The organism is Pseudomonas fluorescens, assembly GCF_005938625.1.
Classification (GTDB): domain Bacteria; phylum Pseudomonadota; class Gammaproteobacteria; order Pseudomonadales; family Pseudomonadaceae; genus Aquipseudomonas; species Aquipseudomonas fluorescens_BD.
In genome coordinates this window covers 74,558-101,402 of record NZ_VCNJ01000006.1, presented here as the reverse complement: position 1 = coordinate 101,402, position 26,845 = coordinate 74,558, and the positions used below count along the sequence as shown (strand labels likewise).

Below are 26,845 nucleotides of genomic sequence, written 5' to 3'. Positions count from 1 at the left end.
TCAGGCGGCCTTTTTCTTGTTGGTACGCGCCTGCTTCAGCTGAAACTGGTTGTCGGTGGTGCCCATTTCCTTGTACCAGGCCATTCCGAGTTGAGCCCTGGCAATGTTGTCTAGCACTGCCTTGTTCATTGAGCGCAATTCTGAACGGTGGATGGGAGCCAGAGTTTCCTTGGTGGTCATATTGTTGACGTTCGGCAGGAAATTGGCCGGATAAATCACGTCTGTACCGAGTGCGTCGAATGCGTTTTCGGCCCAAGCGGAACGTTGCTCCACCGCGGCCTTCCAGTCGCTGAGCATTTTCTCGATTTTTTCTATTTTCACTGGATCGAGCCGGTTCCTGATGTCCTCGACCTCAATCGCCCGGGCAAACATGTTAAGGGCACCGGGAATGATTCCGATCACCGAGCCGATGACTCTGTTCATCATGAAGGAGGGATTGAGAACCGCGTTCAACCCTGGGTGGATAAGTTCACTCTTCAAGTCACTCCAGGACTTGATTTCCTTGACGGCATCCTCGATGCCCAGTTTCTTGTCAATGGCGCTGACGGACATCTGTGAGGTTTGCGGGATGAGGGCGCCGAATTTCAGCCCGGTACTGTTCGCATATGGATTGGCGAGTGCACCGCCGGCATCGCCACCGATGTTGCCACCGACTAATCCAGAAACGCTTACGAAAGACTGTGCCTGAGACAATCCGGGCGCTAGGGCATTAAATACTTGACCTCCCACACCTCCGCCCTCGTAACCGGCAACCCCCAGCACCACTTCGCCGACGAAATTTGTCAGCAGATCAAGTGCGACGTCTTCAGGGTGAAAAATATTGGTCAGTTGCCCTCCGAGTTGTCCGGTATTGTCATGGAGTTCTGAAATGAATTGTGAATACAACATGATCACACCTTCCGCTCGCGTGTTCCCGTCAGGATCAACGAAGCGCATCGGGTTGTTGCCCACAAACGCGTAAAGGTTCAGACCATCTGCCTGCTCGGCATCCGTACTGACCCAGCGTTGCAACCACGGCGCGTAATAGCGTGCGCCGTAGTAATACAAACCACTGACATCCATTTCCTTGCCCGAATAACGTATGAACTTGTAGCTGACCTCAATCTCCGAGCGTGCGCTCGTCCACGCCGTGGCGCCGAACGGGTAGTAACCTTCCTCGCTGATCAGTTGTGCCTGTTGATCGAGTTCCATCACACAGGAACCGAGGTGATCTTCGAGGCTGTAACGCAGTTGACCGGTGTCGATTCCATCGGGTTTGTTCTCTGCCCAATGCAGGCAGCGCGCGTTGCCGAGAATGATGACGTGCAGTTCTTCGCCATTGTCGCGGGTGCGGATTTCCAGCCCCGGCAGATAGCGCACCTGGTGAAAGTGCTCAGCGTTGGCCGCGAAGGTTTCGTGGCGCTTGAACACACGAATGCCCTGGCTGTAACGGTAATCTTCGGCATCATTGGGGCCAGTTTCGCGTTGGACCAGGGTCACGCTCTCTAGCTCATCGCGAGCGTTCCAGAGCATCGGTTGGCCCGGTTGTACGGCCAGTTGATTGCCGTGGCAGTCGAACAGAGCATCGACTCCCGGTTCCGGTTGGTCTGATGGCCAGCGCACCCCGCGATTGCTCTTCGGGTCGATGAACATTTTCCGGGTGAAGCTGTTACTGGCGCGAACATGGCGCAGTTCGGTCAAGTTGCCGCCGCTGTCGTACTGGTAAGTCTGGGTGTAGTTGAGCTGATTGTTCGGGTCGCCGGGTTGCGGCAGGCCGGGAATATCTGACGGCGGCGCGTCATCGTAGCCTGTGGCACTGGTCAGTCGATAAAGCGAGTCGTAAGTGAAATCGCGATGGCCGTCGACCCTTTGGTTGGCAAAATATCGAGGCTGAAAAGCGTGGTCTTCGATGCGGATGATATTGCCGACGCGATCGTAGAAATACTCGAAGTCCTGCAGCACTGCACCGCCATCCTTGTGGCTGGACTGGGTGTGCAAACGACCGTCCGCCGGGTCATACGTCCACGTACTGAGGACACGATTACCGGCCAGTTGCTGGATGATCTGATCGTTGGCGTTGTACTGCGCGTCGAGCAATACCGATTGCCAGTCAGACGTGCCGCTGATCAGCAGTTCAGTTCGTTTGGGCTGCCCGGCCAGACCATAGCGCGAGCGTCGTTGATGACCGCCGGCGTCGGTCTGTTGCAGCAGCGTGCCGAGCGGGCTGAACACATGGTGGCTGGTAAACGGCTCACCGTCGTGGAAGGTTCGAGTCTCTTTCAGAGCCTGGCCGGCCAGGGAAAAACTGTCGCTGAGCAGCGAACCGGAACGATCTTTCTGCTCCAGCAACTGGCCGCGCTGGTTGTACCCGGCCTCGGCCGAGGCGTCGGCGTAGATAAATACATCAACATCGGGTTCACCATTTTCATCGACCGCCACCACCCGCAGTTGCTGATCGAACGTCGTGCGCCAATGGTGTTTGCGCTGGTCCCAACGTTGCAAAGGCTCGCCGGCCAGCCCCGGCAGATTCAGGCGCCAGCCGGCGTCGACGCTGTCGGACTTCAATACTGCACCGTTCAAACCATAACCCGTGATCAGGCAAGGAGTGGACAGCCGCGGATCCCATTGCTCAACCAACCGTCCGGCGTGGTCATGGACTTGGCGGGTCACCAACGATTCGGGCGTGTCCGCGGCCACGCTGCGCAGGTAAGCCACCTGCCGCACTGGCAGGCCACGCGCATCGCTCACCGCCAACGCGGGTGTACGCCGATGCACCAGGGCCATCATGACCGTGGTGCCTTGGCCAGTGGTGCCGGCTCGGCGGTGTCATTGAAGTCTTCGCTGGCGTGATACCAAGGGTGGTACATCTCGCGAGAGAAATCGCCCTTGGCATTGATCACCTTGATCTGCCGGCCCAGGACGTCATAGAACACCTGATCGAAAAAGCCCAGTGTGCGCAGGGACTGGTCGTTGATGTAGCCATGGGTGTTGGCGAAAAACGCCCGGTACTGACGAACCGGCGAACCCTTGTTGTTGTATTCGACACGCTCGCTGATGCGCCAGCGCGGGTTGGCATCGACCACTTTGAACTGGCCATTCTCGACGATCAGCGAACCGTCGGCGTCTACCGCATATGCCTTGCCCGGGTCGACCAGTTGCTGGCTTTGCAGTGCCCGCCCGAAACCATCGACACAGGCTTTGACGATCTGAATCTGCGCCGGCACCTCATCGTCGGGGTAACGATCGGCACTGAGAATGACGCTGTGAACCGGTTCCCGACGCACCGTAGCGATCGCCGCGAACAGAGCCTGTTCGGCGGTTGTCAGGACGCCGTTGCGTTGTGCCAGTCGCCGCCGGGCGCTGGCCCGGATATGACGGCAGGGCAGGACATACCGCTGGGCAATCCATGCGTGCAGGTGTGTGTCGTCGGCAACTTGCCCCATCCAGCTGAACAGATCCTTGCGCAGGGTACTCGCGGCTTTTTGGACGGCATCGGCCGGGTTGGCAATCGCCGTGGCCGGACTCCGGTCCTCGGGAGGTCGGTATTCGCCAAGTGGTTTGAAACCCGCCTCCCTGTCGTTCTCGGTGCCATAAAAACTGGTCGCCAGAGGCTGACCGGACGGCTCATATAACGCCTGATGAATGTTCATGTTGGCATCGATGATTTTCAGCGGTTGCAACGCGTGGTAGTCGTACTCAATGCAAGTGGTGCAGCCATCGGGTAACACTACGCCAGTGGTCAGCATCCAATAGTCGTCGTATTCGGCCTTGGTCGGGCCGTGACTGAGGGTCTCGTGGTAACTGAGGACTTTGTAGAAACCGTCAAGGTTGGCGTAGTTCGCATAACCGTAACAAGCCGACCACAGGTCTTGCTCGGTGCTTCCCGGTGGCGGTGGCCAGAATAGAAAAGGCATCGGTGTATAACCGATGTTCGCCAGTTCTTTGCGCACGTCGAAATCCGATATCACGCTGTAGGCGTCCAGCGCGGTCTTGTCCAATTGCGCCATTTCCAGTGGGCCAATCAGCGCTTCGAAGCCGGCAACGCCAGCGTCCAGCAGCTTGCCATCGGTACTCAGGTAACGCTGCACAGACTGGGTGGTCAGCACCCGCTCGGCATGCCAGTGCGGCGAATCCTCATGCGCCTTGAGGCTCTCATAGCAAACCTGCGCGCGCGTCAGCCCGGTGGGCAGCGTGCCTTTGCCCAGGACCAGCGCATTGCCTCTCTGTAGAAAAGGCAAACCCAGGCGCCAATGCTGCAAGCTCTTGTTCAGATCGATGAGCGTTGAACGGCTTTCACTCAGGTAGAACGATTGTTGCGCCTGGTCATGGGCGTCGCGCCACCATTGTTGTTCATCGGGACCGTCAAACGGCGGCGTATCCGTTTCGGTGAGTTGGCGGGCGAAGCTGACGGTCACCGAATGCGTTGGCCGGCCGTGGTTGTCAAACTGCAAATGCACGTCCTGCTGGCATTGCGGGTCGGCGACGAACCGGTCGTACTGGCCGCTGAACGTTTCCAGCAGCAACGGCAACAGCACCGCGTGGGCATATCGACCTTCGGTGCACACCTCGCGCACCCGATAGCGCGACTCTTCGACCGCAAAGGGTATGGCGATGCCGGGGCCGTCCACTTCTGCATCGGCATAGGTCTCGATGCGTGCCACCGCACCGACCAACGCCCGCGCGATGTAGTAGCGGGTGTCCTCGTCGGGAGGATCTATCGGTTCATCGCATTTGTCCTCGCAGTGATAACGGCTGAACACCGTATTACCCAGCGCCACGGCTTGCGGGTCCTGATTGAAATAGTCATCGCGCGCCCGATCCATCGATTGACCGGTATGAAACCAGGTGCACACCCGCACCGGTTCGCTGAACCCGACATCGTCGTCACCGCTGGCACTCTCGCTGTCGGTTTGCTGCAGCAGGCCGAAGCCGCGGAACTCCCGTTCGCGACCGTCATAGACCCCTTCGCGCCAAGTGAAGGTCTGAGTCAGACAGTTGCCGGTGATTTCATCCAGTTGCTGTTGTTTCTTGACCACCGCCATCGGGAACGGCAGGTGGCAAACCGGTAGACGCTTGAGTGTCAGCAAGCGCTGTTTTTCATCCAGCCATTCCTGCGCCGAGCTGCGGTAGACCACACTGGCACTGCAACCCATGTTGTTGTTCGTGCTGGTCAGCAGATATGGCTTGGCCGCGACGAAATCGTAGCGCCAATGCTGTGGCTGCATGTGCGTCACTGTCAGGATCAGACTGGCGCAGCCCAAGCCTTGCAGGTCGGCAAGATTCACCTGGCAGAAGCGGTCGTAGCGCACGCCTTCGGGCCATGGCACGCTGATTGGCGTCTGCGCCAAACCGTTGCCACCGCGGTTCAGGTAGATATCGAAGGCTTCGGATTTCAGATAAATCAATGCGGCTGCACCGGAGCCGTCGAGGTCGGCGAGGCGCACGCGCGACGAATCGAATTGCTCGTAGGTGAATGGCAAGTCACTGATCTTGCGACCCTTGCCAAAACGGCCATGGCCGAGGTTCGGCCAGCAGCGGATTTCGTCGTGACGGATGCGGCACAGCTCGGGCATGTCGCTGCCGAGCAGATTGCCCAGCAGCACCAGTTCGGTGGGGGAGTCGCTGAGCAGCGGCAAATGGTCGTCGCCGGGTTCGTGAATGACTTCTTCGCCGGCGGCAAAACCGTGTTCACGCTGGCTTGCATAAAGGCGCACCGAACTCGGCCCGATCAATGCCACAGAACTCAATCCGTCACCGCACAGATCGCCGAGGATCGATAACGCGTTGAAAAACTCCAGGGGGAAAGCGCAGAAGTACGCGAACTCTTTGAATGTGCGCTGCGCTGTTAATTCACGAAAACCGCTGCCGCCCGGCCGGGCGCTGACCCAGGCGAGTCGCCCGACACCCGTCAGATCGGTTAGCAGTTGCTGCGCCGGGCGGTTGCGGTCGGCCACCGGGATATTGTCCAGCGCCGTCCATGGCCCGTAGCCGATTTCATCGCTGCCCTTTGTCACGCGTAACGGTTCGCGGTAGTACCAGCTCTGGTCATAACGGCAGAGAAACCCCGGCAGCCCTTCGCCGTGAAGATCGACACACTGATAAAAACCACCGTCCTCGATACCCGGCTGTACATCGAATTCAAAGAGGCGAGCCGGGGCTTTATTGATGTCGAAGGGGACGCAGTGGAACTCGACTGGCGGTATGGTTTCGACAACGCCGCTGGCATCCAATGCCTGATAGTGTGCCGCGCTGATCTGGCTGTAGGTCCACTGTTCGTCTTCCTGCGCCTGGCGATATTCCAGTAGCAGGCGCCGCACCAGTTTCGGTTGGTCAGTCGATTGCGTGGGAAAGTGATGAAACAACAACGCTTGTTGGCAGAGTCTGCGAGTGCCCAGCTCAAACCCCTGGCCATGGGTTAAAAAACTGTCGGGTCGGATCGTCCAGGGGGTTTCACCGTCATAGGCCGGTATGTCAGTCAGTGAGGTGCTGCGCTCGCCATAATCGAACAGCAGGTGAAAGTGCCAGTCCAGGTCGGCGGGGTTGTCCGTAGTCCAGCTGTACAGATCGCTGCTGGCGGTGAAGTTGCCATAGCAAACGCGCCGCAAGTAGCGCTGGGCACGGTAGTCATGCAGCGGGTCGGGATCCTGATCATCGGCCTTGTATTCGAAACAGATGTGTTCGCCGTGCGCGTTCATGCTTTCGCAGGGCAGCCAGGTGGCGATGTGTCCAGGGGCGTCCGGGTCGGCAATTCGTGTCGCCTCGGTTTTGCCGTAAAGGTGCAGCGAGCCGTCGGCGCCGTGTATCAGCCAGAATACCGCTGGATCGGCTTCTCGGGTCTGCGGCTGCCAACGCTCGCGCAGGGCAAAGTCACTTTCGATTTGCGGCCAGTAACGCACCACCCTGTGCGGGCCGATGTCGACACCGTTGTAGGTGTTTTCTTCGCGGAATTTGAGTTCGCCGTTTTCATCCAGCTCCGGCATCCACACTTCGCCATCGACACCGACGATCTCATCGTGATCGGTGTAACGCGGCACGCCTTTGTGGGTACGGCGGCTGATCTGACTGAAACCGCTCAGATCCCAGCAAAGGCCGAATGGACCGTTGCCACTCTGACTGCTGCAACTCAGCGAAAACTGCGGATCCCAGCCCCGCCCGGCGGAAGTCGGAATCGGCAATCCGAACGATGCCGCACCAGTTGGCCCCACGGCGCCCCAGCTTTTGCCGATGGTGGCGATCGATGCGCTTTTGGCGATGGAGGGGGTGGTGATGCTCAGCTCTGGTTGATCAGGCATGGTCGAATCCATTGCGCGCGGGGTGGGCGTGAATGGACTGACGCTAACAAGATTCGCGTTGAAATGAACCTGTCAGATCTGACAGGTGCGCAAGATCATTTTCTATGCATTGACGGGTTTTTTATCGCGATCGGTTTGCAGATGTAAAAACGGCCGGGTCATCCCTGCGGATGAACCGGCCGTTTTCATGGAGGCGAAGGGCTTATTGCACTTCTACCGCCAGGCTTTCGCTGATCTTCTGTTGCCAGATCGCAGGCCCGGTGATGTGCACCGACTCACCTTTGCTGTCCACCGCAACGGTGACCGGCATGTCCTTGACTTCGAACTCGTAGATCGCTTCCATGCCCAGTTCGGCAAACGCCAGCACTTGCGACTTCTTGATCGCTTGCGCCACCAGGTAAGCAGCGCCGCCGACGGCCATCAGGTACACGGCTTTGTTGTCCTTGATCGCTTCGATTGCGGTCGGGCCGCGCTCGGATTTGCCGATCATGCCCAACAGGCCGGTTTGCTCGAGGATCTGCCGGGTGAACTTGTCCATCCGCGTCGCGGTGGTCGGGCCAGCCGGGCCAACCACTTCGTCACCGACCGGATCAACCGGGCCAACGTAGTAGATGAAGCGACCCTTGAGGTCGACCGGCAGGGTTTCACCCTTGTTGAGCATCTCGACCATGCGCTTGTGCGCGGCGTCGCGACCGGTGAGCATTTTGCCGTTGAGCAGGACGGTTTCGCCCGGCTTCCAGCTCTGCACGTCTTCCGGGGTCAGGGTGTCGAGATTGACGCGACGGGCCGACGGGCCGGCTTCCCAGACGATTTCCGGGTAGGCGTCCAGCGGTGGCGCTTCCAGCGAGGCCGGGCCGGAACCGTCGAGCACGAAGTGCGCGTGACGGGTGGCGGCGCAGTTCGGGATCATGCACACCGGCAGCGAGGCTGCGTGGGTCGGGTAATCCATGATCTTCACGTCGAGCACGGTGGTCAGGCCACCGAGGCCCTGGGCGCCAATGCCCAACTGGTTGACCTTCTCGAACAGCTCCAGACGCATCTCTTCGATGCGGTTCTGTGGGCCACGGGCTTTCAGTTCGTGGATGTCGATGGATTCCATCAACACTTCTTTGGCCATGACTGCGGCTTTCTCGGCGGTGCCGCCGATGCCGATACCCAGCATGCCCGGTGGGCACCAGCCGGCGCCCATGGTCGGAACGGTCTTGAGTACCCAGTCAACGATCGAGTCGGACGGGTTGAGCATGGCCATTTTCGACTTGTTCTCGGAACCGCCGCCCTTGGCCGCCACGTCCACTTCCACGGTGTTGCCCGGGACGATGGAGTAGTGAATCACGGCCGGGGTGTTGTCCTTGGTGTTTTTCCGAGCGCCCGCCGGGTCGGCGAGGATCGAGGCACGCAGGACGTTTTCCGGCAGGTTGTAGGCGCGACGCACGCCTTCGTTGATCATGTCGTCCAGGCCCATGGTGGCGCCATCCCAACGGACGTCCATGCCGACGCGCACGAACACGGTGACGATACCGGTGTCCTGGCAAATCGGGCGGTGGCCGGTGGCGCACATGCGCGAGTTGATCAGGATCTGCGCCATCGAGTCACGGGCCGCTGGCGATTCTTCGCGCAGGTAGGCTTCGTGCATCGCCTGGATGAAATCCACGGGGTGGTAATAGGAAATGAACTGCAGGGCGTCGGCAACGCTCTGAATCAGGTCGTCTTGCTTGATCACGGTCATGAGTCGCGCTCCTCTAAAAGACGGGAACATTTTAATAGGGCAGCTTTGAGCTTCGAGCTTTCAGCGGCAAGTTGGAGCAGTACGCGGACTGTTCGAGCTTGCGGCCTGGAGCTTGCAACTTGAAGCTGGCCCTTTGGGCCGGGCACGCCGGGGCTGCTGGCGCGACGCTAAAAAGGCGCGGCAGTATACCGCGCCTCGGTGGGGCATACACGCGTCGGCAGTCATTCGTTGGTCGCATGGGTGGGCGAATATCGGACAGCGGGTTTGCACTTCAAGAGCTACCCCCTCACCCCAGCCCTCTCCCCCAAGGGGGCGAGGGGGAAAGGGAGCTGATCTTCATGTTGTTCAAAAACCAAGTCCGGCTCAGGAAGGGATCTGATGTTCATGCTGTTCAAACCTGAGTTCGGCTCAGGAAGGGGGCTGATCTTCATGCTGTTCAAACCTGAACTCGACTCAGCAAAGGGGGGGCGATGTTGATGCTGTTCAAACCAGAGTTCGGCTCGGTATTTCAGGTCGGCGTACATCGGATAAACAACACGGTCAGTCCCCTCTCCCTCTGGGAGAGGGCTAGGGTGAGGGGCTTTTGGCGGTATACGCAGGCCACACTTTTGACGTCAAATTTCGAGCCCGAAAATCGGTGGTCATTTATCGACTACGCCTCTAAAGTGGCAGCCGGTCTGTAGAGTAGGACACTCGGTCAGCCTCCTATCGCACGGTGAGTCAACGATTGACCCATAACGCCATTCAACGTCTTTTGCTCAAACGCTTTGCCCTTGCTGCGGCCACCTATGGATTGGCTTTGCTGCTGCTGTGGCTGGCGTTTTTCACCGGTCATTACGACCAGTCGCTGAGCTCCGTGGCCATCGGCAGTGCGCTGGTGGTGATCAGCCAGTCGGTGCTGTTCGCGCTGTTCTGGAGCGGGCGCAATGTGCGTTTTGCCGATCCCAGCCTGACCGAAGCGCAGGTGTTGATCGGTCTCGGCTGGCAAACCTGGCTGATCGCCCATCTGGATGAAGCGCGCGGCGCCTTTCTGGTGTTCTACGTGCTGATCCTGTTGTTCGGCCTGTTCCATCTCAGTCGACGGGCATTCGTTCGTTGCGCACTGCTGGTGTTCTTCAGTTTCTGTGCCATTACGCTGTGGGACGGCTACCACTTCCGCTTGCGCGAGCCGGCGCTCGCGGCCTTGCAGGTGTGCATTCTGGCGATGGTGCTGGCGTGGCTGGTGCTGTATGCGCGTTTCGTACAGGTGTCGCGGCAACGCCAGCGGCAAAGACGATTTGCCTTGCAGGCGCATCAGGACACCCTGCGCGGAATGATGCGTCAGCTGGAAGATCTGGTCGCCACCGATGAATTGACCGGGCTGTTCAATCGTCGGCATTTTCTGCGTCTGGCCTCGCGTGAGCTGAATGCGATGGACGACGATGTCGTGCATGGCCTGGCGCTGATCGACCTCGACCACTTCAAACGCATCAACGATCTGCACGGGCATGCCGCGGGCGATCAGGTGTTGCAGGCCTTTGCCGGCGTTGCTCAAGCGTGCCTGCGCGACGGCGATGTACTGGCGCGTTATGGTGGTGAGGAATTCGTCGTGTTGCTGCCCGATTGCGACGCCGAACGGCTGACCGCGTGCTGCGAGCGTCTGCGTATTACCTTCACCGGCGTTGAACTGGTCGGCCTGAATGTGCGCGACCTCAGCCTGTCGGCCGGCATGACGTTGTTGGCGTTGGGCGATGATCTCGACGACGCCTTGCAGCGCGCCGATCAGGCCTTGTATCGGGCCAAGCGTGACGGGCGCAATCGTTGTGCGGCCGCGTGGGAGAACGTCGATGCCTGAACTTCGCGTCGGTGAACGACAATGGTCAGTGGCCCCGGGCAGCAACCTGCTCGATGCCCTCAATCAGCATGGCGTCGCGGTGCCTTACAGTTGCCGCGCCGGCAGTTGCCACGCCTGTCTGGTGCAATGCGTGCAAGGTCTGCCCGCCGACAATCGGCCGGACGCCTTGAGCGCCGGGCAGCGTCAACAAGGCTGGCGACTGGCCTGTCAGTGTCAGGTGATCGAAGATTTGCAGGTGCATACGTTCGACCCGCTCACCGACGGTCGCCCGGCAGTGGTCGAAGCGCTGGACTGGCTCAGCGACAGCGTGCTGCGCTTGCGTCTGACCCCGCAGCGTCCCTTGCGCTACAGCGCCGGGCAACATCTGGTGTTGTGGATCGAGCACATTGCGCGGCCGTATTCGCTGGCGAGCCTGCCGGAAGAAGACCGTTTTCTCGAATTCCACCTCGATTGCCGCCAGCCCGGCGAATTCAGTGATGCCGCGCGAAAATTGCAGATCGGCGACCCGATTCGTCTCGGCGAACTGCGTGGCGGCGCCTTGCACTACGACCCGGACTGGCACAGCCGGCCGCTGTGGCTGCTGGCCGCCGGTACCGGTCTAGGCCCGTTGTTCGGCGTACTGCGCGAAGCCTTGCGCCAGGATCACCAAGGGGCCATTCGTGTCATTCACGTGGCCCATGATGCAGAGCAGCACTATCTGGCCAAACCCCTTGCAGCGCTGGCCGCGCAGCGTGCAAACCTCAACGTCGAGCTGTGGACAGCGGCCGAGTCAGCCGCCGCTTTGGCGCAACTGCGCCTTGTCTCCCGGCAAACCCTGGCCTTAGTCTGCGGCTCGACGGCCAGTGTCGACGCCTTCGCCCGGCGTCTGTACCTGGCCGGCTTGCCGCGCAACCAACTGCTGGCCGACGTATTTTTGAGCCGTGGTTGAGCGCTGATCTTTCAGACGCGAGACACGCCATGACCGAAGCCATCCTGCTGGAACGCGAGCGCGGTTTGCTGACCCTGCAACTCAACCGCCCGGACAAGAAGAACGCCCTGACCCGCGCCATGTACAGCCGCCTCGCGGACGCGCTGAAACAGGCCGACGATGACCCCGAGATCAACGCCGTGCTGATCACCGGCAGTGCCGAGTGCTTTACCGCTGGCAACGACATCGCCGACTTCATCCAGCAACCGCCGAGCGACCTCGACAGTCCGGTGTTTCATTTCATGCGCAATTTGCTGGAGTGCCGCAAACCGGTGATTGCTGCTGTGGCGGGCGCAGCGGTGGGCATCGGCACCACGATGTTGCTGCATTGCGATCTGGTTTACGTCAGCCGTGATGCGCGGTTGCGCATGCCGTTTGTCAATCTTGGGTTATGCCCGGAGTTTGGTTCCAGCCTGATCCTGCCGCGTTTGCTCGGGCAGGCCAAAGCGGCGGAGCTTCTGTTACTGGGCGCAGGCTTTACCGGTGAACAGGCTGCGCAGTGGGGGATTGCCACCGAGGCATTGGGCAGCGGCGATGCGGCGCTAAGCAAGGCGCGGGAAATGGCCCTGCGTTTCGATGAACTGCCGGCCGAAGCGGTGCGCATCAGTAAGCAGTTGATGCGAGCGCCAGATCGCGAGTTGATCCGCAAGGTGATCGAGGAGGAGGGCGCGTTGTTTACCCAGAGGCTACGTTCGCCGGAAGCATTGGCGGCGCTGACCGGGTTTATCAAACGGCATTGAGATCTTCGCTGATTATTCCTGCCTCTTCGCGAGCAAGCTCGTTCCCACAGGGATGAGTAGTGAACACAAAAACGGCGGTCAACTCAGTCCGAATGTGGGAGCGAGCCTGCTCGCTAAGGGGCCAGGTCAGCCACTACATTTTTCGGGTCGGGCAGCAAAAAGCCCGGCCATTTACATGGCAGGGCTTGGCACTTGATACGCTTGTCGAGATTCAGCCGTGATAGCGCAACAACGCGATTTTTCTGCCGGGCAGGGTGGAGCAAATCAAAACCTTGCCATCCTTCTGCAGTGCCAAACCGGTCGCCAGTTGCACGCCGTTCTCCAGATGCGTGCGTAGCCAACCTTTTCCATCGTTGAACTCTTGATCGAGGTCAGCGTCGACAAACCGCGCAACGACAATGTCAGCCTGTCCCTGTACTCCGATCCCTCCGGCGACCACAATCCTGCCGTTTTTCTGAATGGCTGCACCTGTCCATGACGTAATCGAACCGGGCTCCAGTTCGGTGTAGAGCGGGTTACCCCGATTGAACTGAATGTTGGGGCTGCCATCGGGTTCAAGGCTGATCATCACGCCTTCGTTGCCCAGCGTATCGCCGAATCCGAGGATGCGTTGATTGGGTTGCAGCACGGTGGCCTGAATCAGATGGGCGTGCATTGCACTGGCAACAGTGACAAATCCACTGTCGCCAAATTGCTTATCCAGCACCCCGGAGGAGTCATAGCGTACGAACATCGCCGGGCTGGGCTTCCCGGAGTCGTTGTACACATTGCCGCAACCCAGATACTTGCCATCCGGTTGCACGATCACATTTCTCAGCACCGTGGCATTGAGTTTGTATTCGGGATGAATCACCGGGATATAACCGATCTGGTTGAAGCTCAGATCCAGTGCGCCATTTTTTTCCAGTCGGATGATGAGGCCATGTGACTGCTGGAAGTCAAAAAAGTAGCTATGGGATGCGAGGATTTTTCCATCCGGCAGTATTTCCACTCCGTATGGATGGGCGGCGCCGGCGTCTATTTTCCGAAAGGTGTCGCTTGATGTCGTTCTGCCGGGTGGCGACAGCTCGATATCCAGTACGGTTTGTCCGTCAGTACCAAACGACGGATCCAGTCGACCCTGAGTGTCGTATCGGGAAAAGGCAGGCACCAATTGGCTTTCAGCGTTATAGACATCGCTGAAGATGACGATCTTTCCATCGGGCTGGAAAGTGAAAGATCTGATCTGCGACAGTCTGGTGTCAGGATAAACGTCCTGTGCAAAACCGGACGTTCCAAAACTGCGATCGACGCTGCCGTCAATGTTGAACCGGCCAAGGAAATACCCAGGGTTCGGATCGGTCACATCTTCGCTGTTGCCCGCGCAGTAGATCTTGTTGTCCGGGCCGATACGAACGCCGGAGACCCGCGCCAATGGCATGTTGGGGATATTGATTGTCTGCGCCCCGTCGGTGCCAAACTCCAGATCAGGCTTGCCTGCGCTATTCAACGTTTGACTCTTAGTTGTTAGCAGACCGCGCGCCACACAGGACACTCGCCGATCATTGACCATGACTGTCGCAATAAACAGCACGCTGTGATCAGTGAGCAAGGCTGCCGAACTAAAACCGGACATGACATTGAAGTGCAACCATCCCGTCCCGGCCCCTAGCGTTTTATCCAGTTCGCCCCTGTCTGTGAACTTCGCGACCACGGTGCGAGGCGGATCCGAAAGGTAGCCAAATACAAGAATGCTGGCGTCATTCTGGATGGCCGCCGATACCCATCGGGTCGAGCGATCCTCCAGTCTGGTCAGCAGCGGCTCGCCCCGATTGAACTGGATGTTCGCGCTGCCATCGGATTCCCGACTGACCAACAGTCCATGCTCACCTTCGGAGTGTTCCTGGCCAACGCCCAGTAGACGTCTGTTGGCTTGGGTAACGAGGTTGTGAAAGAGGAGATTTTGTTCGTCGTTATTCGGCTCGACCAACAAAAAGCCCGCTGTGGCGAAGGAAGTATCCAGTGCGCCGGTGGTCTCGAGTTTGCTGAAGAGTGCATGGAACTGCAGATGGCTTTTTTCGAAGCAATAACCGCTGAGGGCGTACTTTCCTTCATGGTCGACGACAATATCGGTCAACGCGGTATGAGGATAGTCAGGATGTGCGACGCGGACCATACCGCTCTGATTGAAACTGGTGTCGAGGGCACCATTGGGCATGAAGCGCAGCACTACCGACTGCGTTTTTTCCAGACCGTCATAAATCTGCGTCAGTACAAGAATCTTGCCATCAGGCAGCACGGGGCCCTGGGTAATCGATCGAGTAAGCGACGTTGCGAGCGAACTCTCGTCGCGTAATTTCTGCTTGGCGCTCAAGCTGCCAAGCGCGATCAGCACTTGCCCCTTGTCGCCGAAAGCCGGATCCGGACGTCCATCGGGTAACAAGCGCAATAGCCCGACCCACGTAGCAAAACTACCGTCGTGATAGCTGCCAATCAGCAATATTTTAGCCCCAGGCAGTTCTACGACTTCCTTGAGGCCCGAGTAGGAGCGTCCGCCTACGTTTGGATCGAATTCGCCAGTGACATAGCCTGCCTTACCGAATGTGCTGTCGACGACTCCACTGGCACTCATCCTCATGCACCAGTAAGAAACTCTCTCCCTGGAAGTGTGCTCGCTACCGACGATGTAAATCCGGCCAGTGGAATCGACGCCCATGCCTTTGGGAGAAATCGAAGGTCCTTCAGTGTCCGAGGTGTTCAGAAGCGCTAGACCGTCTGTGCCGAAAGCGGGATCGAGCTGTCCTTCATTGTCAGAAGTCGATGGCTGTGTAGTGGTGAGATTGGCGTGATAACGCAGGATCAGGCCTTGAATATTTTCGTCGGCGTACCGAAAACCGGCCACGACGATTTTCCCGTCTTTCTGCAACGTCAGCGCATTGAAGTTGGTTACACCGTCCACCCCGGTGCTTATCCAGCCGCGCTCGTGGAATGTGGTGTCCGGCGAGCCGTTGTCCAGCAAGCGCGCCACCACGCCGGGCGACGACTCGTCCGCAGGCCTGATGGCTCCGCATAGAACAATTTTGCCATCGGGTTGCATCACGCCCGATCTCCAGGAGGTGATGTTGTCGCCCAGTCGGGTGAGCAACGGTTTCGCGCCATTGAACTGGATGTTGTACTTGCCATCCGCTTCAAGACTGATCAAAAGGCCTTGCCCATCGCTTGTCGAGCCGATCCCCAACAGCCGATTGTTCGGCTGGGCAATCACCGTGTCGAATTTGGCGGATGTGAGCAGGGGTTGTTCCGGGGTGAAGAAGCCACCTGTGCCGAAACCCGGGACAAGTTTGCCGTCGCGTGCATAACGCGCCATCAATGGCACTCTCCGATCAGGATCAGAACCCAGGCTGCCCGCGACCACGAAGGTTCCGTCCTGATCAACAAATGCACTATGTAGTTTCACCTGAGCAGGATCTGCTCCGGGATAAATGACCTTGACATAACCTGTGCCATTGAAAGACGTGTCGAATGAGCCATCGCTGTTGAGCAGAAACAGGTACGCAAGGGTGTCTGTCTGGTGGGTGACGACATAGGTGCTGACCACCAGGATTTTGCCGTCGGCCAGCGGTGTGACGCTCGTCGAAAAGTCTTGGCTGGCATTCTTGTCTGTCGTACCTGTCAAGTGTTGATCAGTGCTGGAAGCCGGCCGCCTCAGGATCACGTAGCCGTCGATACCGAAGCCAGTGTCTCGCTTGCCGTTTGCGAAGAACCTGGCCAATGCTGGCGCGGAGATTCCGTACACCCATCCGGTCAGCAGGATTTTGCCGTCATCGAGCACGGTGAGCGAGGTCCCCACTGACTCCGTTCGTTCATTAAAATTGCCACTGGTGATGCCGTTATCGCCAAAGTCAGGATCAGGTGTGCCATCGGGTTTCAGGCAGCCCAAAAGGTAAGGTGGGTAGGTGACCCCCGAGAATCCCCGCCCGGTGAAATAAAGCCGATTGACGCTAGCGCAATATTGCGCCTTAACGTCATGCAATATTGTTTGACGTCCGAGAACCGGGTGATTCAGGTGATAGATACCGTTGTCCGCGAAACCTTTATCAAGCCCGACGTCGTTCTGCGTCAACTGTTCCAAGTCGTTCATGCCGCTCTCCTTGAGTGGATGGTTACGACTCGATTAGCTACCGAACAATAACCCCGGTCTACTGTAAGGTCTGACAGTAGACGCCTGTGTCGGATTAGTGCATTGCCAACAAAAAAGCCCCGGCACTCACACGCCGGGGCTTTGGTTTTTCAGCTGCCGATCACTCAGACTTGCGGGTCGCCCACGTGCAGGATCTTCATGCCGTTGGTGCCGCCGGTGGTGTGGTAGCTGTCGCCCTTGGTCAGGATGACCCAGTCGCCTTTTTCCACAACGCCGCGCTTGACCAGCTCGTCGATGGCTTTCTGGCTGACTTCGTGCGGTTCCAGCGAAGCCGGGTCGAACGGTACGGTGTACACGCCACGGAACATGGCTGCGCGCGCCTGAGTTTCACGGTGCGGCGAGAACGCATAGATCGGCACCGAAGAACGGATACGCGACATGATCAGCGGGGTGTAGCCACTTTCGGTCAGCGCGATGATCGCTTTAACGCCCGGGAAGTGGTTGGCGGTGTACATGGTCGCCAGCGCGATGCTTTCGTCGCAGCGGGTGAATTCCTTGCCGATACGGTGGCTGGAAGTCTTGCCCGTTGGGTGCTTTTCAGCGCCGACGCAGATGCGCGCCATCGCCTGCACAGCTTCCAGAGGGTACTGGCCAGCTGCGGATTCGGCCGAGAGCATCACCGCGTCGGTGTAGTCGAGCACGGCGTTGGCCACGTCGGACACTTCGGCACGGGTCGGCATCGGGTTCTGGATCATCGACTCCATCATCTGGGTCGCGACGATCACAGCCTTGTTGTGGCGGCGTGCGTGCAGAATGATTTTCTTCTGAATGCCCACCAGCTCGGCATCGCCTATTTCCACACCGAGGTCACCACGGGCAACCATCACCGCGTCGGAGGCCTTGATCAGACCGTCGAGGGTTTCGTCGTCAGCCACGGCTTCAGCGCGTTCGATCTTCGCTACCAGCCAGGCAGTACCGCCGGCTTCGTCGCGCAGTTGACGGGCGTATTCCATGTCGGCGGCGTCACGCGGGAAGGACACCGCGAGGTAGTCGACTTCCATTTCTGCGGCGAGCTTGATGTCAGCCTTGTCTTTTTCAGTCAGGGCCGGTGCGGTCAGGCCGCCACCGCGACGGTTGATGCCTTTGTGGTCGGACAGCGGGCCGCCGATGGTCACGGTGCAATGCAATTCTGTTGCGGTGGCGGTATCAACGCGCATCACCACACGGCCGTCGTCGAGCAGCAGCTCGTCGCCCACGCCGCAGTCCTTGACCAGATCCGGGTAGTCGATGCCGACCACTTGCTGGTTGCCTTCGGTCAACGGATGGCTGGTGGAGAAGGTGAACTGGTCACCGATCTTCAGCTCGATCTTCTTGTTGGCGAATTTGGCGATACGGATTTTCGGGCCTTGCAGGTCACCCAGCAGGGCGACAAAGCGGCCGTGCTTGGCAGCGAGGTCACGCACCAGCTTCGCGCGAGCCTTGTGCTCGTCGGGGGTGCCGTGGGAGAAGTTCAGACGGGCAACGTCCAGACCAGCCAGAATCAGCTGTTCGAGAACTTCCGGCGAGTTACTGGCCGGGCCAAGGGTAGCGACGATTTTGGTACGACGGACGGACATGCAAAGACTCCTGAGTTCAAGCGCTAGCGAAGGCTACTATGCTCGGAGGGTGTAGTCATTGTTCGAATGCACTACTTAATGGTTTCTTTATTGAACACGGTAACTTTGGGACAAACGCGCCTGAAGATTTCCGACCCTGGGTCGATACATTGCTCAAGACAGGAGAACCTTCATGCGATTCGTACCCATTGCCGCCCTTGCCCTCAGCGTCCTCGCCGTTACGGGCTGCACCCGTTGGTCGATGAACCATCATTTGAACAATGCCTATAGCGCCTATGATCGCGGTAACTGCGAGCAGGTCATGCTCGAACTGTCCAAGGTCGAACGCGCCAGCCGTGCCCGCCCGTACGTATGGCCGGAAGTGTCGATGATGCGCGGCCAGTGCCTGGAACGGCAGAAAATGTTTGTCGACGCGGCGCAGACCTACCAGTTCATCATTGCCTCATACCCCAACAGCGAATACGCCTACCGCGCCCGCGCGCGTCTGGAAACCTTGCAGAGCCTGGGCCATTACCCGACACGCAGCGCCGCTGCCGTGGTGCGCCCGACCCGCTTCTGATGACAGTTGTCATACAAAATCTGGCCGTGTGTACAAGCTGAGCTATAGTCGAATAACCCGGGTTTAGAGCTGAATCTGTAAACCCGGAGCAACACCTGCGACTGGCAAGTGGTCAGGTGACGGCGACGTAGCGACCGTCACACCGGAAGCGGGGAGAGCGGGCCTGCAACACAGGCACGTTCCGAAGCAAAGGTGCGGCTCTGTGATAGAGCCTTGCATGGCGAACTGCGCATGTTTACCGACCGCCGGATCGAACGGCACCAGTTGCCGTATTTCCTCAGAGTGTTCAACAGCGTCACCGACAAGCCCATCGGTTTTCTCGGCAACGTGTCCGCAGACGGGCTGATGCTGATCAGCCAGTTGCCGATGATGATCGGGGTGGACTTCCAGTTACGCCTGAAAATCCCCGCCAGCGATGGCCGCCAGCAAGTCATCGACTTCACCGCATGCTGCGTATGGTGCCATGAAGACGCCACGCCGCTGCATTACGACGCCGGGTTCATCCTGATACAACCACCGCCGGAATTTGGCCAGTTGGTGCAGGCGTTGCAGCAGTATTTCAGTTTTCAATCGTTGCCGGCTTCGGCTTGAGCAAATTCCCCCAAAGCCCTGCGAACAACAAAATGTCGGGCCGTGGCAGTCAGCCACTCGTTACCCAGCGGTATTTCCGCCAGTAAGGGTTTCATCTCAATGGCCTGATGGATCGACATCCATCAGGCATCGCCGTGCGAGAAAACTACCGTTCGTCAGGACTGTCAGAGTTGACAGGTGCGGAGCATCAACGTTGTCGATTCACTGAGAGACGAAAATAGCAACTTTCAGTTCGTCGAGGCGCTGGATCATGAATAACGAAACGAATGACGATAAACCGCTTGATGAGGAATCCAGTAAAGAGGGGATTGAGTTTATAAGAACTGATAAACCGGAGGAACCTGGTGTGTTACTTGAACGTCGGGATCTGATCTACCCGAAAAGCGGAATGATCGGCAACATTAAAAAACCTTTTATTGCGCCATTAGTTACGCCTGGTGATGATGAGTTCGAAGTTCACTATTACAGCGGCAGTAATATGTATTTGAGTACATTTTCCAGGGGTATTTCCAATCCAGTGTACATTCCGTTCAGTGAATCTCGCATACCCGGCAGCACAGCTATTCATTATCGGTACGGAAAGGGCGGTCAGTGGGGTAAATGGTACGACTCGGGTTGGTTTTGGATGCTTATTCCCCCGGTAATCCCTTACTTGAGTGATAAGGTTTATCCAGGGCGAGTTGTAGGTATCTCCGGTGAAAGTTCTTACTTTAATGTTGATATGCAGTTGTATGATTTCGATACGAATCAAGCGTTGAGTAAAAAAGTTCATGTTTCCGCCATCGGGGTGTTTCGCATAGACTCAGATCCATTGTCACAAGGTTTTTATAATGCTTTTATACGACAAGATGGTGGTGGGATCGGTGATTACCTTGATTCGGATAAATTCAATTTTTTGGTGCTGTTCCCACCCGTCATCGCCTCAATAGTCAAAGCGCCCACAGCGGGCAACCCTTTGACCATTAGTGGTAACAATGCGTGCCCGGGCGCAACTGTTAACGTTTACATTACAAAAACCTTTACAAAAGTACTAAGTGACATTCCGGTTCAGGCCAATGGCTCATGGAGTGCTACCAGTAACTATGCGTTCGAGGGTGGCAGCTATACATTTTTTGCTGAGCAGATCTTGGAGGGGTACCAATCCAAGCGAGGCCCCGATCATGACTTTGTCTTCTTGTCCCCGCCGAACATCCTGAAACCACTACCGTCTTCATTGAACGACCAGTCTTTCCGGTTGGAAGGTAACAACGGTACGCCCGGCGCCCGGCTGGAGGTTCTGCCTCCCGTGGGCAACACTCCGCTTTATGGCTCGGGCACCGTGCCCGCGGACAATGGTGCCTGGAGTATTTCGCTCACTGGAGTACCGTCGGGTAAGCTCAGTCTCGTCGTCGAACAGATTTTCAATAACGTCCGCTCCGGCCGTAGCCAACCGCTGACACTGCATATCCGGCCTCCCGTGTTGCTGATCTCCGGGCCTCCTGCGGCAAGCCTACAAAACACAGCGTTCATCCTTACCGGGAATGGCGCGGTGGCAAACGCGACCATCAAGATTTTCAAGGATCTGGCCGGCGATCCGCCGTTGATCAGTATTCCCGGCGTGGCGGCCGGAAATTGGAACGCAGCACTGACAGGCCTGGACCCAGGAGTGCTGTCACTCGTAGCAGTGCAGGAAGTGGATGGCATTCCATCCACGCCCAGCGTTGCCCGTCCCTTCAAAATCCGCCCCCCCAAGTTGACCGCCCCTGTCGTCACCTATCCCACTGACACCACGGTGAAATTCGCTGGAGCGGGGCATGACCGCGCCACCGTGCAGATCACTATCAACAGTGGCCCGATTACAACACCCCCGCCCTCTGCTGTCGTGGCGAATGGCACATGGGAAACCATCGCGACGAACTGGCCGGTGGGTACATACACACTGACCATTGTTCAGAGGTTGTCCGATGGCGCCGGCGGCTGGATCGACTCACCGCCCCTGCAATTCACCCTGAACAAAGCGCTGCCTGATGTCAGCGATTTGAAGCACACCGTGGAATACCGGCCGACCTTCAGCGGCAAAGGTTTCAATGGCGCCACGGTGCACGTTCGTCATCCCAACAGTGCCAACCTGGCCGCGCCAACGAAAGATGTTGTCGGTAATGAATGGTCAACCACAGCATCGGCAGAGTGGGGACCCTCAAACAATCGGGAAGTCCACATCAAACAAGTTTTGAATGGTCAATGGTCACCCACCTGGTGCGTCCTCAACGTCACTATTCCCCCATTGGCGCCCGGACTCAACGTACCTTCCGAAGAGGGGCTTTCCCCGGAATTCAGCGGCACCGGTTGGTCGGGAGCCAAGGTGCTCATCAACTTCAGCGGTGATCCAAAGACGTATGAAGTGCCTGTTGTTGCAGAGGTCTGGACGTTCCAGCGACCCACCCCCTTTAGCGGGAATACCCCTCACAAGATCGAAGTGCAGCAGGTTGCAGCAGGGCAGGATTCACCGAAAGTGGACAGGACTTTCACGGTTTATCCAGTGATAGAGCAACCGGTCATCACTTATCCGCTGGAAGGCAGTGAAGTACCCCGTGACATATCCGTCACCGGCACGGGCGGCATGAAGGGCGCCACGATGCGATTGTGGGATGATCGATTCCGCGATTATCTGACTCCAGAACAACCCGTGCTCACTGATGGCGAATGGTCAATTGCCCTCACGGGGCTGGCGTTTGATGAGCATGTCATCCAGGCTGAGCAAACCATCTACGGGCGGCCTTTCAAGCGAAGTGAGCGACGCATATTCAAGGCGGTTGTACCCCCTCCGGAGATTACCTGGCCGAACGGCGGACAAAAGTTGCCACGCACTTCGCAGCTCTCCGGGAAGGGTATGCCGTACGCACGGGTCGAGGTATGGATGCTCGGCGATACTTCTGCGCCACTCACCGAAGCGGCTGTAGATAGCGCAGGCAACTGGAATGCCGAGGTGACCTTGCCGGTGGGTCATAAAACCATCTGGGCCCTGCAAATTTACGCCAATGACGGTGACCCTCAAACTTCGAGGGACAGTGATCGGGTGACCTATCAGGTCGTCCCGAAAGCCCCTGATATCGAAACCCCGACGACAGATGATCATGCCGGGCGGGTATTGGTGGTGTCCGGTTTCGGTGTGTCGGGCGACACAGTCACGGTCAAGGTGGGCAGTACACATCAAAGTGCGCCTGTGAGGGCCGATCGCACTTGGTGGGTGAGGCTGGAACTCGACCAGCCTGGTGGCGATTCTTTGCTGGAGGTGGTCTCGGCGCTCGGCGAATTCGAATCGGCGCCAGCAACGCGCCCGATTGTGCTGAGCACTTACGTGCCCACCATTGAGGTGCCGGCGCCGGGGAGTTGGGTGGCTAACCCGGTGTCCCTGGCGGGCAACGGTCGCCAAGGCGTCGGAGCAGTCGTGAGCTGGTTCAACCCGGATCTGGTACTGAGCGCGAGCATTCCCGTCGATCCCTTGAATGGCTGGCAAGCGCAGGCCGGACCGTCGCTGATGACGGGAGGGCAATGGTCTCGATTCAGGCAGAGCCTCAACGATGCTGAGAAAGGCTCTGACTGGGTTGATAGCAAGCGTTTTGAGGTCGAGCCTGGTTCTTCGAAACGCTCATAACACTATTTCCCGATGAGTGGTCATAAATACTGTCAGATCTGACAGTAGGCGAATGTCACTCAAAAGCGCTAAATCCTTACACACCGACCGGCAATCTGATGTTGACGTCAGATTGCCGGAACCCGCTATCGTCTCAAGGATATTGATCATGACTGCTGCGTCCCGCCCCGTTGTGCAGATGTTCGAGCAAATATTTGGCGAAGCACAAATCCAAGAAAACGCCGGGCTGGGGAAGCTGAGGTCTTATCTTGAGCAGGGCGGTTCGATTTTCCCGCTGGTGGAAAAAGGCGCTCAGGCCTTGGTCAGTGAGCACCAGCTCAGTGTGGACGACGCCCGACAGCTCATCCGGCGGGCCAACAGTTACGTCACGTATATCCGGCGTGAGTTTATCGAGCACACTTTGAAGGGCGATAAAACCACACCGACCGATCCGTCGAGCGGGTTGCTGTCGATGGTTGATGGCCCGAAATACGAGATTATCTTCGAAACCCCATTCGATAGCATGTGCCCTCCCGAGGCGTTGGAATCATGCATCTCGCCCGTGGCATACCTGATCGATCTGCTGCGCTGGGTTCTACTGCGTATCGAGTCTGTTGGTGACGCGACACAAAAGCTTCCGCTGCATGACCGCCGTACCGACTTGAGGTTGCTGTCTGTCGACGGGCCAGCGGTGTATCAGGCGGTGTCGTCGGTCGACATCATCATCGCGGTGCTGGAGAAATTCATCACGGCAGAGCAACCAGGGTCGATCGAAGATGCCTTGATCACCGCGCGCTATCCCAATGGCCTGCCTTACTATCAGCATTGGGTCACGATTGACGGTGTGGCGCGCTCCAAAGGACTTTCGGTGGGGGATTTCGGCCGTACCATCGATCTGTCCTACCCCTATTTCCTGCCGTCGGTTGTCAGTGCTGTCCGTAACACTCGGGCGCTGGCGCATGCCTCGCGGCTGGGCCCGTATCAGCGAAATCTGCTGACTGAGCCTATGTACGTTATTAAGCATGCTGAGGACTTTTATCGAGACAACTTCGGTACTGTCGGGCCCTCCTGGGGGAACCTCAATCAGGTCAGTTATTTTGGTGAAGCAACCAAACTCGGAGCAGTGGAGATCGAACGGTTGTTATCGGTGGGGGATTTTGCACCGGTGCGCTCGGCGAACATCGACTATGTCGACGATCCGGACGTATCTGCGGAAAGTGCGCGTTCTGGTTCCGTTTATATCAACGCCAATGTGCACCCCGGTATCCGGATCAACTACACAGAAGCGGAACATCTCAACAGGCTGACAATTTATCCCGAGACCCAGGCAGGTCTGACTGCAATCGACCGGATGAACCGCAAATTGCGCCTGGACAACTGGCTCGAGTTGCCAAGCGAACAGGTGGATAGCCTGTTGTCGGCGGCAATCAGAGCTGAAGCTCGTAGCACTGACCGTGCGCCGACATGGGAGATATCGGCCAACGTCGTGCATGCCCTGGGGTTGTTCCAGCATTTGCGCGAACGCTATCGCTGCACGGCGGCGGATTTCGCTGTCATTGTTGACCAATTGTCGATCTATGGTCGTGGCGAAACCCTTTCGCAATTCGATCAGATCTTCAATGGTCAAGGGGCATATCGCGAACCCTTGAAGCTCGGTGATGGATTGTTCCCGGTGACGCCGGTACCCGGTGAGGCCGATCTGACGATCAGTCAGCTGTGCAATGGCTTGGGTATCGATCTGCAGACCTATCATTATCTGGCGCTGGCGGTCGCCGGCGCATACAAGCGTGAAGACACCTTGATACTCACCCCGGCGATCGTTTCCAGTTTCTGTCGCCTGGTCATACTGCCACGGCTGTTTAACATGACACCGGTCGAAGGTGTATTGATGCTGACGTTGTTGGGCGGGCAGCAATGGCTTGACGGCTTGGCGGGCGTGCCGTTTATCAACGCCTCGGCGAGCAGCAAACCGGATGTGCTCAGTCTGGTCGAAGCCATGGACACCTGTGTGCAATGGTGCGAGCAAAGCAATCTGTCGGTGCTCTGGGTGTTGCAACACATTGCCGTACCGCAGCGTGTCAGCATAGCGAGCGAGTCGGACCTGCAATTTTTCGATCAGATCACTAACCTCCTGCCAGCTGCGCGGCTGTCCAATGATGCCTTTTTGACAGCAGGCGTTCCTTCTATTGGCTCGGCCTCCCTGATGGACTTGCTGTCGACCGCTAAGGAGGAGCGCGGGCTCGTTGATCATTACGGGCTGGTGTTGCCCTACGCCGGAACGCCAGAGGAGTACGAGGCTTTCGCGCGCTCGAAACTCATGTGGGTTGTGGAAAATGCTTTTGGTGAACTCGATAAGTCTGTGCATGACTCCCTCTTGAACACCATGCTCGCAGTAATTTTGCAGGCCCGGGATGCTCAGGTATCACTGTTGAGGGAGACGTTGGCCGTCTATGCCGGCATCCCGGCCGGGCACACCATACCGATATTGAGTTGGGCGAAGGCAACGACTCACTTTTTGCTGGATCAGGTGGTTTCCCATATTGCACAGGGACGTCGTGACGCTGGCGGTCCATTGTTCGATTTACTGGCCGAAGTGCGGCGGCGCAGTGAAGTGGCCATGACACTGAACCTCAGTGCCGAGTTATTGCAGGACTACCTGGATTACGGCCACAAGGTCTGGTTTGGCAAGGACCCGAACGCCGAGCCTGAACTCTCGGTGCGCACTCTGTACTACTTGAGCACGCTGACACGCGCTTTCGATCTTGGCCGGCAACCGCCACAAAAGCTGCTGGATTACCTGCGCCAGGTCAATGCCCTGCCTAAGATCACAGGGAATGCACTGAGGCTGGCGCAACAGGCTTCGTCCATCAGACTGGCCGAGTTTTTCGGCTGGAGCACGCAGGACGTGCGCGACAGTCTGAGGCTTATCGACAAGTCTGGAAATCTGGTGCTCGGAGATCTCATCGAACTCGATCTGTTGATGCGCGTACGCGTGCTGTCAGGCAAAACCGGCATGGACGCCTCGACGATTTTCCAGATCGGCAATCTGCCTGAGACGGTTGACAAGGAGGCCTATGCCAAAGCCGCTGAGCTTGCCTTGCTGAACGAGTCCCGAGCGCAGGTACCACTGGTGCATGCACCGGGCGACCTCAAGGCATTGGTCAAAACCAGGTCTGAAATCATCGATAGCAACAGTTTGATTGCTAAAAAACCGGGTGAAAAAGCTACCTACAGAGTGACTGTCACAGATGCTGCAGACATTCCCCTTTCGGGTGTCAACGTCTACTGGCAGACCACATTAGGGGCCATGAGAAACAAAGCAACCGATATAAAGGGTCAGGTCGAGGTTGAATACAGGCCTGGCGAGGTCATGGGAACAGACCAGGTCTTGTACTGGCTGGACTTGTTCGAGCCCGAGCCTGCCCCCCCCGTCGTTATCGGCTCTGATGCCCACAGCATGGGATTTCCGGGTGAGCTCAAATCCCCGATACCGCTGGGGATTGTTCCCCGAGGGCAGGAAGTCGAGCTTTACGCAACGGCGCAAGACAGATACGGCAACCTCGGGAAAGACGTATATCTGAAATGGTTCGCGGTAAGCGTGGCGCCAGCGAAAGCCAATCAAGCGATCATCCGCCCACCGGATGGATCCACCAATCAGGAAGGGCAGACGCGCGTGGTCGTTTCCAGCCCCACCGGCGGGACATTCATCTTCAGCGTGCGTACCGATGGTGGCGGAAGTGAAGCCTATTTCGAACCCATCACCTTTGCCGGCGATGAGGCCGAGCAATGAATGGCGTGGCCTCACGGC

Annotated in this window: 12 protein-coding genes; 7 read left to right on the top strand and 5 right to left on the bottom strand. The window is 57.9% G+C overall.

Features of this window, described 5'->3' with window-relative positions:
* The 3 genes from FGA82_RS05835 to FGA82_RS05825 form a co-directional block, all read right to left on the bottom strand.
* Complete coding sequence (locus FGA82_RS05835; protein ID WP_171057244.1) at positions 1-2,766, bottom strand: RHS repeat-associated core domain-containing protein; 2,766 nt, start codon at positions 2,764-2,766, stop codon at positions 1-3.
* Positions 2,763-7,271 carry a SpvB/TcaC N-terminal domain-containing protein gene (locus FGA82_RS05830; protein WP_141126349.1) on the bottom strand — a complete coding sequence of 1,503 codons (4,509 nt, stop codon included), beginning with the start codon at positions 7,269-7,271 and terminating at the stop codon, positions 2,763-2,765. Before FGA82_RS05830 ends, FGA82_RS05835 begins: the two co-directional genes overlap by 4 nt.
* A 202-nt stretch (positions 7,272-7,473) precedes the next feature.
* Entirely contained in the window at positions 7,474-8,997 is a 1,524-nt protein-coding gene (locus FGA82_RS05825; protein ID WP_034153454.1) for a fumarate hydratase, read from the bottom strand.
* A gap of 727 nt (positions 8,998-9,724) precedes the next feature.
* Between FGA82_RS05825 and FGA82_RS05815 the strand changes: the two genes are divergently transcribed.
* The 3 genes from FGA82_RS05815 to FGA82_RS05805 are packed head-to-tail and all read left to right on the top strand — an operon-like array spanning position 9,725 to position 12,538.
* Positions 9,725-10,831 (top strand): GGDEF domain-containing protein, encoded by a 1,107-nt coding sequence (locus FGA82_RS05815; protein WP_141126347.1) that lies wholly within the window; start codon positions 9,725-9,727, stop codon positions 10,829-10,831.
* Positions 10,824-11,759, top strand: a complete 936-nt coding sequence (locus tag FGA82_RS05810; protein ID WP_141126346.1) for an iron-sulfur-binding ferredoxin reductase — start codon at positions 10,824-10,826, stop codon at positions 11,757-11,759. The genes FGA82_RS05815 and FGA82_RS05810 overlap by 8 nt, the downstream gene beginning before the upstream one ends.
* Before the next feature lie 29 nt (positions 11,760-11,788).
* The gene (locus FGA82_RS05805; protein WP_141126345.1) at positions 11,789-12,538 is read left to right on the top strand and encodes an enoyl-CoA hydratase-related protein; all 750 of its coding nucleotides are present in this window, start codon (positions 11,789-11,791) and stop codon (positions 12,536-12,538) included.
* A gap of 211 nt (positions 12,539-12,749) precedes the next feature.
* Here the strand turns inward: FGA82_RS05805 and FGA82_RS05800 are convergent, their stop codons facing one another.
* Positions 12,750-16,658 (bottom strand): hypothetical protein, encoded by a 3,909-nt coding sequence (locus tag FGA82_RS05800; RefSeq protein ID WP_141126344.1) that lies wholly within the window; start codon positions 16,656-16,658, stop codon positions 12,750-12,752.
* A 164-nt stretch (positions 16,659-16,822) separates the two neighbouring features.
* Positions 16,823-18,274: a pyruvate kinase gene (gene pyk / locus FGA82_RS05795; protein WP_007916243.1), complete on the bottom strand. Its 1,452-nt coding sequence runs from the start codon at positions 18,272-18,274 to the stop codon at positions 16,823-16,825.
* 172 nt (positions 18,275-18,446) lie between these two features.
* Between pyk and FGA82_RS05790 the strand changes: the two genes are divergently transcribed.
* The 4 genes from FGA82_RS05790 to FGA82_RS05775 all read left to right on the top strand — a co-directional run bounded on the left by FGA82_RS05790 (position 18,447) and on the right by FGA82_RS05775 (position 26,827).
* A complete protein-coding gene (locus tag FGA82_RS05790) occupies positions 18,447-18,833 on the top strand; it encodes a tetratricopeptide repeat protein (protein WP_007951249.1) in 387 nt (128 codons plus the stop codon).
* Positions 18,834-19,064: 231 nt separating this feature from the next.
* Positions 19,065-19,424, top strand: coding sequence for a PilZ domain-containing protein (locus FGA82_RS05785; RefSeq protein ID WP_141126343.1), 360 nt, complete (start codon positions 19,065-19,067; stop codon positions 19,422-19,424).
* Between the two features lie 250 nt (positions 19,425-19,674).
* Complete coding sequence (locus FGA82_RS05780; RefSeq protein WP_141126342.1) at positions 19,675-23,058, top strand: hypothetical protein; 3,384 nt, start codon at positions 19,675-19,677, stop codon at positions 23,056-23,058.
* Between the two features lie 148 nt (positions 23,059-23,206).
* Complete coding sequence (locus FGA82_RS05775; protein WP_141126341.1) at positions 23,207-26,827, top strand: Tc toxin subunit A; 3,621 nt, start codon at positions 23,207-23,209, stop codon at positions 26,825-26,827.
* Positions 26,828-26,845: the final 18 nt, after the last annotated feature.